Here is a 10,349-nt window from a genome sequence, read left to right on the forward strand (position 1 = left end):
GTGTTATAGATTATATTTGGTGTTTGACTAACATTCTCTTGTTTTTTTGGAAAAAACTCTACAAATGTTACTCCTTTTGCTTTTAGCAAAAAACCTAATATTAATAATACTGTTGATACTATCCCCATTACTATTAGAAAGCTTGTTACTAATTCTAGTATCGTACTTAGCCCTTCCATATTTCTCTCCGTGGTTACCATTTGTAAATATGAGTGTAATCATATATAAAAGTTGCTTTAGTAATATTTATATTTTTATTGTTTTTTGAAAAATTTTAAAATTTAATAGTTTTTACAATTTATAGAATTTTTTCACCAAATTCATAAATAAAATTGTCAACTCTTCTAAAGAAATTTATAACACTATCTTTAGTTTCTACTATTTTTCTTGACATAATATTATCCTTTAAATAAAATATTTCAAATTATATAAAAAATTAATAATTTACTTGAAAAATATTTCAAATTGTAATATAATTTTGAGAAATAAAAAAAGGAGCTAAAATGTTTATTGTTGATGAGATTATAGAAAAACTAAAAGATATTATAAGTGCAGATGGAAAAAATGGAAAAGTATTCGATAAAGATGTAGCTAAATCTTTAGAATTAAGTCAAGCAAATTTTGCTACTATGAAAAATAGAGGAAAAATTCCTTTTACAAATATTTTAAACTTTTGTGCTAAAAAAAAGATATCTATAAATTGGCTTTTATACAATCAAAATCCAGATTCATTAGTTGATGCAACAGATAAATATTGGATAAAATATTATCCTTCTGTTTCCGTTAGTGCTGGTGGTGGAGCTTATGAAAGTGAAGATAACTATGAATCTTTAGAGTTACCAACATATTTTGTTAGTATGTTGGGTGGAAATGAAAATTTAAAAAATATTGATGCTATAAATGTAATTGGAGATTCTATGGAACCAACATTAAATAGTGACAATATAATATTTATTGATAAAACAAAAAATGATGTATCAAGAGATGGAATTTATGCTTTTACTACAATTCATGGTTTATTTGTAAAAAGAATACAAAGACGAGTTGATGGGAAACTAGATATTATTTCTGATAACAAAGATTATCCATCACAAGTTTTAAATAAAAATGATTTAGAAATTTTAGGAAAAGTGATAAGCTCTTTTGGATTAGTTTACTAATCTTAAAAGAGTGTTGGGAATTTTTGTGATTTTAAAAAATAGTTTATTACACATTTATAATTAAATCCCATAATATAAACAGCATTGAATTTTAAGCTTTTTAAAATTGGTTTTAACTCTTCTAAATCTTTTATGATAATTTGTTCATCTTTATCCAGAAAATCGACATAAAAATTTGAAATAAAAATAGCTTTTGCATATTTATATTTTTCTTTTATATATAAAATCTCTTTTTTATATAAATCTTCATTGTTTTGACAAATTATAAATTTATCACTTTTACCAAATTCTATAAGATTGAAATTTTTATCTAAAAAAAGAGCTTTTAAGTTATGAAAAGCTTTTAATTTTGAGAAATCTATATTTTGATTTAGAAAATTATAAACTTTTATAAAATTTGTAAGATATAAACTTGAAATCTTCAATCTTGAAAAATATCTTTCTTTATATGAAAAAGATGTTTCAAACAAAGAGTGTTCCGTTAAATTTTCTATATTTTCAACTAAAACTATATCATTGAAATCACTATTGTTTGGGTAAAGTTTATCTAGAATTGTTTTATCTGAACAGATAAGAATATCATCATTTTCTATATTTTCTAATTGTTTAAAAAAGTTTTCCAATCTATTTGGAATTAGTTTTATAGCTTTTTCGAAGTTATTTGAATATATTTTTAGTAAATCATAAGTCTCTTTTTCACAAAAATAAGCTTTTAAATTTTTAGTAGATAAGTTAAAACGAATTAATTTTATTATGGCTAAATCAATATTTTCAACTTTTATCCAAGCTATTTCATTATCAAGTATCAGATGATTTTCTTCGATAAGGATTGCAAATGCACCATTTTTTAGAGCTATTTCAATCTCATTTGGATCTTTAACTATAAATAAATCGCCTTCTTTTACTTTTGAAACGTTTGTTTTGATTGAATATATAAAAGAGATTGATGGAGAGTTTAAAAGCTTTCCATCAACAATATCTAAAATAGATGAGATTTGCACTAGCTTATTTTCGTTCCAGATTTTTTAGGTGCTTCTGGTCTTAAAAGTGATAAACCATTCTCATCACGTGCTGCCATCAACATACCTTCACTTAGCATTCCCATAAGTTTTGCAGGTTTTAAGTTTGCAACTACACAAGCTTGAGTACCAACTAATTCTTCAGCTGAATAATACTCTTTAATTCCTGCTAAAATTTGTCTATTTCTTCCTTCTCCTAAATCAACTTGTAGTTTTAGAAGTTTTGCAGATTTTGGAACTTCAACTGCTTCTACAATTGTTCCAATTTTTAAAGTTGTTTCAAAAAATTTATCAATAGTGATTAAATTGTCATCTTCTACTTTTGTAGTTTCTTGTTCTTTTTTTATTTCACATTCAGCTTTTGTTTCATCAGCTGTTGCAGGTTGTTCTAATAAAATCTCTTCTATTCTTGGGAAAAGTTGTTCAACTTTTGTTATAACTGTATCAGCTAATAACTCTTTATTTTTTATCAATTTATTAAAAGTTTCAGTATTTATATTCATACCTAAAGATTGAGCAATTAGTTTAATTTTTTCAGGCATTACTGAATCTAAAAGTAGGGCAACTTTAGCCATAATATTTGTAATTAAAGCAACTAACGCCATAGCCTCAGCATTTTTTCCATCTTTCATTAAATTCCAAGGTTCATAATCATTGATTGCTTTATTTGCAATAGTTAAAACTTTCCATATCTCTTCAAGATATCTGTTTATTTGCATATTATAAATATATTTTTCAACACCATCTAAAATTTCATTTACTTCATCTAACTCTTTTTTATGGAATTTTTCAACATCAACTGAACTTACTTTATAATCAAAATATTTTCCACTCATTCCCGAAATTCTATTTAGTAAATTTCCTAAATCATTTCCTAAATCAGAGTTTATTCTATCTATTAAAGCTTTTTGTGAAAAATCTCCATCTTGACCAAAAGGAACTTCTCTTAACATGAAATATCTAAATGCGTCAAGTCCATAAGCATCTGCAACTTCTTTTGGATTTACAACATTTCCTTTTGATTTAGACATTTTTTCACCATCTCTTGTCCACCAACCGTGCGCTGCAATATGTTTTGGTAAAGGTAAATCTAAAGACATTAAAAATGCTGGCCAATAAATAGAGTGAAATCTTAATATATCTTTTCCAACAAGATGAATATTTGCTGGCCAAAAATCCATATTTTTATCATCAGTTCCATATCCAAGTGCTGTAATATAGTTTAAAAGAGCATCAAGCCAAACATACATAACATGTTTTGGTTCATTCATTGATTCTGGAAATTTTACTCCCCAAGAAAATGATGTTCTTGAGATTGATAAATCTTTTAAACCACCTTTTACAAAGTTTACAATTTCATTCTTTTTGCTTCTTGGTAAAATACAATCTTCATTTTCTTCATACCATTTAAGTAATTTTTCTTCATATTTAGATAATTCAAAAAAATAACTTTCTTCTTTTACTAAAGTTGTTGCTCTTCCACATTCTGGACAAAATTGTTCATCTACAAGTTGAGATTCAGGAAAAAAAGTTTCGCAAGGTACACAATAAAAACCTTCATATTCACCTTTATAAATATCACCTTTTTTATACATTGTTTCAAAAGCTTTTTGTACTCCAATTTTATGCTCTTCATCAGTAGTTCTGATAAATTTATCATAAGTAATATCAAAATCATCCCATAAAGTTCTAAATTTTCCTGAAATTTCATCAGCATACTCTTTTGGTGTTTTGTTTCTAATTTCAGCACTTTGTGCTATTTTTTGTCCATGTTCATCAGTTCCTGTTAAAAGGAATGTATTTGAACCTGTCAATCTTGAATATCTTGCTAACATATCTGCAATAATTGTAGTATAAGCATGACCGATATGAGCTACATCATTTACATAATATATTGGAGTTGTGATATAAACATTTTTACAAGATTCTTGCATTTTTACCTCTTTTCTTAAAATTCAAATCCACCAGTAGAACCTTTATTCATAGATTCATAGACAGAAATTACGTATTTTCTTCTTAATTCACATTCAAAAAAAGCACTACAAGGAGTGCAAGATTTTAAACTATTTGATTCTTGACAATTTTTTAATTCAACTAGCATTTTTTCTAGTTTTAATTCCCATTCATCAAGTACAATTTCTTCGTGTTCAGCCATTATTTTTATAAACTTCTAAAACTCTGTTTATTTCACTATTTGAACCAAAAAAGCAAGGAGTTGTATCGTGAATATGTGTAGTTTGCACTTCTAAAACTCTTTTAAATCCATCAACAGCTTGACCACCAGCTTTTTCATAAGCTAATGCAAAAGGGAAAACTTCAAATAACTGTCTTAATTTTCCTTTTGGTTTATCACTTGTTCCTGGATATGAAAAAAGTCCACCACCTTTTAATAAAATTTGGTGTAAATCTGGAACCATTCCTCCACTATATCTTAATCTATAACCATCATTAAAAATGTCATCAATTAACTGTTTATGAAAAGGTGCCCAACAATTTTGTGTAGAACCAGGAGCATTTAATTTACCTTTTTCATTAAGTTTAATATTTTGAATAAAAGTAAATTTAGCATCTAATAATCTATACATTTTTACATCAGTTGTAGTTACTACCATTTCAACTCTTGGACCAAAAACTACATAAACTGAAGCAACTATATTTTGTGCATTAAATTCATTTTCATAAATACCAAAAATTGAACCAACAGATAGGTTTACATCGACTAGAGATGAACCATCAAGTGGATCATAAGCTATTAAATATTTACCATTTTCATGTAAGTTTACAATTGCTTCTTGCTCTTCACTAACAATTGCTTTTATACTTGGAATTTTTTTGAAAATATTTTCAATGATTTCATCACTTGCAATATCAAGTTTTAGTTGTGTATCTCCAGTTGAATTCTCAGATTCACTTTTCCCTGTGTCACCTGTTTCAATTAAATGTTTGATTTTTATTGCAGATTCTTCAATTGCTTTAATTATTTCTTGCATATTTATACTCTTTTTGTATTTTATTAACAAAATTTTAGACTAATCAATATTCTAAGCTATTTTCATCATATACAAGATTTGAATATTAATCTTTTCTTATTTGTAGAGAGGATTTTATCTAAAGAAACGTTAAATTAAATTTAGAAATATTTTTTAAAGCCTTTGTAATGTAAAATACAGGCCATTAAAAAAAGGGGATTTATGTATAAAATTTTAATTTTTCTATTTATTTCAATGTTTTTAGTTTCATGCTCATCAAAAAATAGCGCATTTAGGTATTTTGAAAAAGATGGATTGGAAACAAAAGGTATAAAAGCTACGAAAAAGGCTGATATAGTAAAAGATAAAGAGGTTAATACTATTTTTATAGCAACTTATTTAAACCAAATAGATGAACTTTCAGATACAAAAACAGAAGATTTTTTAGTGTTTACATATTTTTCTAATTTAGATTCTCAAAATATAGAAGATAATGGATATCTTTTCTTTTTAAATGAAAATGAACCAGTATATATTGAAAAAATTGAAAAAGATAATGAAAAATATAAAAGTTTAATGCTTAAAAATTATTGGGGAAACTATTATTTAGTAAAATTCAATAATATAGAAATAGATGATAATAAAAAAGATTTTGTTTTAAATTTAGTTTTACAAGACCAAGAGTCTAATAAGGTGACACTAGGTTTTGTAAAATAGTAGATAGTGAAATTTTATTTTCACTATTTAAATAATTATTATAGATATAAAAGTTTGCTAAAACTTTTTTCCCATATTCTCTTGTTTCGCCAGAAGATATTAACTCCATACTTAAAAATGGTTCAAATTTACCTTTTTCTTTAAATAATCCTTTTTTTAATTGACCTTTAGTGTATCCTCCACCGCCATTATAAGCGTAAGCTATAAATAAAGGATTATTATCAAATTGATTCATTAATGTATCTAAATGAAAACTTGCATATTCAATATTCTTTTTTGGAACAAATTGTTCATAAATATTATAATCTTCATTTAATTTTTGTGAAATATCCAAAGATAAAAAAGGCATTATTTGCATAACACCTAAAGCTGAAGATACAGAAATAGAAGAGGGGATAAATCTACTTTCTTGTCTAGCAAGAGAATAGAGTAAAATTTGTTTATATATATCATATTTTCCAATTATATCTTTATATGGAGTTATAAAATATTGAATTTTAGATTTATTATATCTTTCTAAAACAAAAGCTAAATGTGGCATTGTATTTTCATCTGTAAAAATATTTGAGTACTTTTGTAGTTTTATATCATCAAGGTTTGTTTTCGTATCTTCAACAACATTTAACCAATCAAAAGCATTATAAATATCATAAGAGCTTTTTTGATTTTTTACTTCAAGATTGTAAATAATATTATCTGGTTTTATATTTAACAACTCTTTTGCATATAAAACATATAAACTATTATCCCAACTTTTAGCTAGTTCTTCTAAATAGTAATTTTCTTTTGTTACTAAATATAACCAAAAAGCAGCCTTATCTTTCATGTCTCTTTGGTTTGTTTTATTAAAAGATGTAAGAAAAAAGCTTTTTGCAATTGTTGGATTATTATTATTTATTGCATTAATCCCAAGAATAAAATCAATATCAGGTGTAAATGTTTTAATACTATTTAGAGCAAACAAAGATTTTTGAATATTTGGAAAATCTTTACTAAAAATAATAGTTCGTAAGAACCTATTAAAATCAGCTTCTTGTGTAAGTTTTGTTAAAAATTCCAAAGGTAATTCTTTATTTAAATATCTTATAGTATAACTATCTTCAAGTTCAAAAAATAGTTGTAGAAACTTTTTTGTACCACTATTTATAAAAGAGTTAAAAGGATCAGTTGATGAAATAAGTTTTAAGTTATTTTTTAAAGTAGGGTAAGAATCTAATTTGTTAATAAAAAATTCTAAATCTTTTTTCGACAATAAAGAAGCCTCTTTTAAAGATAATCCTAATGCAATACATCTTACATCGCTATTTTTTAACTCTTCAATTGAAGCTCTATAACATTTTAAATCTTCTTCTGGGATATTTTTTTTATATCTTTGATTGAAAAGTTTATCTAAAGAAGCATTTTTACCATATCTCATATCATAGACAGTTTTAGCCTCTTCAAAAGATAAATTTTCCTCTTGATTTAGATATTGAATAATAAAAAAATCTTTTGCAGGAGATTTAGGTTTTTCTTGAAGCCAAGATAGAGTTATTTTAAAGTCTTTTTGCATAAAATCGGTAGTTGCTGTTGCAATATCCGCATTTAAAGATATTGCAAAAAGCAAAAATATCAAAATTTTTTTCATATCAAAGCTTTAGAAGAATAAGTTTTTTAGAAGTGTCTCTATGAAAATTAATCCAAAAATTAAAATTAGTGGAGCCAAATCCATTCCACCAAATACTGTTGGTATATATCTTCTTATAAAAGCATAAACTGGTTCAGTTAATCTATAAAGAATTTGAACTATTGGATTATAAGGATCAGGTTTTACCCAAGTTAAAAGTGCTGAAATAATAACAACCCACTTATATAAAAAAATAATACTAAAAATTAGTGTAAAAATTGAAGTTAATAGTGCATCTATCATTTTATAATGTCTCCTAAATAGTTTTTAATTAAAGGGTAAATATCTGATAAATTTGGACCATTTTCAACACCTGTTAAGATATATCTTAATGGTTTAAATAGATTTTTCCCTTTTAAAGAAGTTTCATCTACAATATAATTTTTTAAATCTTCATAATTATCGAAATAAGGAGCTTTTTGTAAACACTCTTTAATTACTTTAAATTCATTTTCAAAACCTTCAAGAGTTGTTTTTGTAGCAAAGATTGGTTCAATCTTTTCTTTTATCTCTTTTATAGTACTTGCTTCTTCTAAAAATAGTTTTCCTAATTTTCCTATATCACTATCTGCAAAACCTAAAATTTTTGATAATCTCATATCATCAAGATTTTCAATATGTTTTCTATTTATGAATCTTAATTTATCTATATCAAATTTTGCTGAACTTTTTGAAATATTTTCTATTTTAAACCACTCTATGGCTTCTTCTAAAGTAAAAATTTCAGATGGAGTTTTATTTCCCATCAACACAAGATAATTTGCAATAGCACTTGGAAGAAATCCTTGTTCAATTAGCCATTTTACACTACTTGCATCATCTCTTTTACTCATTTTTTTACCAGTTTGTGCATTTAAAATAATTGGTAAATGAACATATTTTATCTCTTTTGTATATCCTAATGAATCTCTAATGTGTATTTGTTTTGGTGTATTTGAAACATGGTCTTCTCCACGAATAACTATTGAAATATCCATTAACATATCATCAACAGAACAAGCATAATTATAAGTTGGAGTTTTATCTTGTCTTAAAATTATAAAACTATCAATATCAAAAGGTGCATAGTCAAAATCACCTTTTAGTAAATCAGTAAATTTTATATTATGATCTGGTTTTTTTAATCTAACAGTAAAAGGTGCGTTTACATTTAGAACTGCTTCATCAGATAAATTTTCACAAAATCCATCATATCTAAAAGGAATTCCTTTTTTTATAGATTCTTCTCTTAATTCTTCAAGTTTTTCATCACTACAAAAACAAGCAAAAGCTTTTTTTTGAGTCATTAATTGTAATGCCATTTTTTGGTGATATTTTAAGTTGTCACTTTGATAAAATACTGTTTTATACTCTATTGAAAAAAGATTTAAAATCTCTAAAATCTCTTTATCTTTTCCTTCTATATTTCTTTCTTTATCTGTATCTTCAATTCTTATTATCAAATCTTCTTTTAGTTGTTTAGATACGATATAATTGAAAATAGCAACTCGCAAATTTCCAATATGCATGTCTCCTGTTGGACTTGGGGCAAATCTTAACAAAATTATCTCCTTACTATTGAGAATGTTAAATTATTTATCTCTTTGTGAGATTTTATATAGTTATTTAAATCTTCAAGTTTTAGATTTTGAATTTTTTCTAATTCTTTTTTAGAATAATCTTGGTCTAATCCTCGATAATATAGTGTAAATGCTTTATTTAATCTTTGTGCTAAAGTTTCATTTCTAAGAGGTTCACTTCCTAATAAAAAATTCTTAGCAGCTGTTAATTCTTCTTGAGTAACACCATTTTCTACAAACTCATCTACTAATTTTGAAACTAATTCTTGAGCTTCTTTTGCCGTTTCATTTTTTGTTTGTAAATAACCACTAAAATATGTATGAGTTTTATTTATAGAGATATTTCCATAAGCACTATAAGCTAAACCTCTTTTTACTCTAATTTCTTCCATCAATCTTGAACCAAAACCAGAACCACCTAAAATAAATGAAGCAACTTTTGCTTTATAATTCTTTTCATCTTTTGAATCTATATTAAATGAACTTCCAAAATAAATATAAGCTTGTTCTGTATCTCTTTGAAGAGTTTTTTCACTTTTTTGTGATTTAAAGTCTATTTTTTTTACTTCAGATTTTTCGCCTATTTTTAAATTTTCCAAAATAGGTTTTATTAGAGTTTCTATCTCTTTTTGTGTAAAATTACCACCTGCAACAATAATCAAGTTATTTAAAGATATAGTTTTTGATAAAAAGTTTTCTATATCTTTTAACTCTATTTTTGAAATAGATTCTATTGTTCCACTTGATGGATTTTCTAAAGCTGTATCTTTAAAAAGTAGGGCTTTTAACTGATTTTGTGCAATAAAGTCAAAATCATTTTCTTTTCTTTTTAAATATCCAGTTTGAATAGTTTTTATTTTATCCAAAGAACTTTGTGTAAAGTTTGGAGATTTTAGTAAATCATTTAATAAACTAACTGCTTTTTTTGATTGTTCTTTTAAACTTGAAATTTCAATAACAAATGTTTCAAATCCATTTGAACTATGGATTGTTATTGCATTTTCATCAAGTATTTGAGCAAAATTTGAGCTACCTAACTCTTTTGTTCCTTCATTTAAAATACTTGAAGATAAATTTACTAAACCACTTTTATCTTTATCTTGAATATAACCAGAATTTTGAAAAACTAATTGTAAATTTAAAATTGGTAAATCTTTTTGTTCTTCAAAAATTATTGGTACTTCTGTACCTTTTATATTAATATGCTTTATTGTAGCACTCATTAAATTTCCTTGTAAAATCGCTATTATAAATAAAAA

At 25.2% G+C, this 10,349-nt stretch carries 10 protein-coding genes; 2 read left to right on the plus strand and 8 right to left on the minus strand.

The features are described from left to right. The first annotated feature begins 503 nt into the window (after positions 1-503). Complete coding sequence (locus B0175_RS02105) at positions 504-1,160, plus strand: S24 family peptidase (RefSeq protein ID WP_108527066.1); 657 nt, start codon at positions 504-506, stop codon at positions 1,158-1,160. 2 nt (positions 1,161-1,162) lie between these two features. On the opposite strand, the gene B0175_RS02110 is transcribed toward B0175_RS02105, so the two are convergent. The 4 genes from B0175_RS02110 to B0175_RS02125 are packed head-to-tail and all read right to left on the minus strand — an operon-like array spanning position 1,163 to position 5,169. Continuing rightward, positions 1,163-2,161: a peptidoglycan synthetase gene (locus B0175_RS02110; protein ID WP_108527067.1), complete on the minus strand. Its 999-nt coding sequence runs from the start codon at positions 2,159-2,161 to the stop codon at positions 1,163-1,165. Beyond that, positions 2,161-4,113 (minus strand): methionine--tRNA ligase, encoded by a 1,953-nt coding sequence (metG, locus tag B0175_RS02115; protein WP_108527068.1) that lies wholly within the window; start codon positions 4,111-4,113, stop codon positions 2,161-2,163. The genes B0175_RS02110 and metG overlap by 1 nt, the downstream gene beginning before the upstream one ends. Before the next feature lie 14 nt (positions 4,114-4,127). Continuing rightward, on the minus strand, positions 4,128-4,334 hold the full coding sequence (locus B0175_RS02120) for a hypothetical protein (protein WP_108527069.1): 207 nt from the start codon (positions 4,332-4,334) through the stop codon (positions 4,128-4,130). Continuing rightward, positions 4,327-5,169 carry a class 1 fructose-bisphosphatase gene (locus tag B0175_RS02125; RefSeq protein WP_108527070.1) on the minus strand — a complete coding sequence of 281 codons (843 nt, stop codon included), beginning with the start codon at positions 5,167-5,169 and terminating at the stop codon, positions 4,327-4,329. The genes B0175_RS02120 and B0175_RS02125 overlap by 8 nt, the downstream gene beginning before the upstream one ends. 201 nt (positions 5,170-5,370) lie before the next feature. Between B0175_RS02125 and B0175_RS02130 the strand changes: the two genes are divergently transcribed. Beyond that, the gene (locus B0175_RS02130) at positions 5,371-5,865 is read left to right on the plus strand and encodes a hypothetical protein (RefSeq protein ID WP_108527071.1); all 495 of its coding nucleotides are present in this window, start codon (positions 5,371-5,373) and stop codon (positions 5,863-5,865) included. Here B0175_RS02130 and B0175_RS02135 read toward each other — a convergent pair. From B0175_RS02135 to B0175_RS02150, 4 genes are read right to left on the minus strand one after another with little or no spacing between them, the layout of a single operon-like run. After that, positions 5,834-7,492 (minus strand): lytic transglycosylase domain-containing protein, encoded by a 1,659-nt coding sequence (locus tag B0175_RS02135; protein ID WP_108527072.1) that lies wholly within the window; start codon positions 7,490-7,492, stop codon positions 5,834-5,836. The two genes, B0175_RS02130 and B0175_RS02135, sit on opposite strands and share 32 nt — an antisense overlap. A 9-nt stretch (positions 7,493-7,501) precedes the next feature. After that, the gene (locus B0175_RS02140) at positions 7,502-7,774 is read right to left on the minus strand and encodes a YggT family protein (protein WP_004509409.1); all 273 of its coding nucleotides are present in this window, start codon (positions 7,772-7,774) and stop codon (positions 7,502-7,504) included. Next, positions 7,771-9,072: a glutamate--tRNA ligase gene (gene gltX / locus B0175_RS02145; RefSeq protein WP_108527073.1), complete on the minus strand. Its 1,302-nt coding sequence runs from the start codon at positions 9,070-9,072 to the stop codon at positions 7,771-7,773. Before gltX ends, B0175_RS02140 begins: the two co-directional genes overlap by 4 nt. Before the next feature lie 2 nt (positions 9,073-9,074). Then, on the minus strand, positions 9,075-10,313 hold the full coding sequence (locus B0175_RS02150) for a M16 family metallopeptidase (protein WP_228156049.1): 1,239 nt from the start codon (positions 10,311-10,313) through the stop codon (positions 9,075-9,077). Positions 10,314-10,349: the final 36 nt, after the last annotated feature.

This window comes from Arcobacter lacus (assembly GCF_003063295.1).
In the GTDB taxonomy this organism is placed as follows: Bacteria; Campylobacterota; Campylobacteria; order Campylobacterales; family Arcobacteraceae; genus Aliarcobacter; species Aliarcobacter lacus.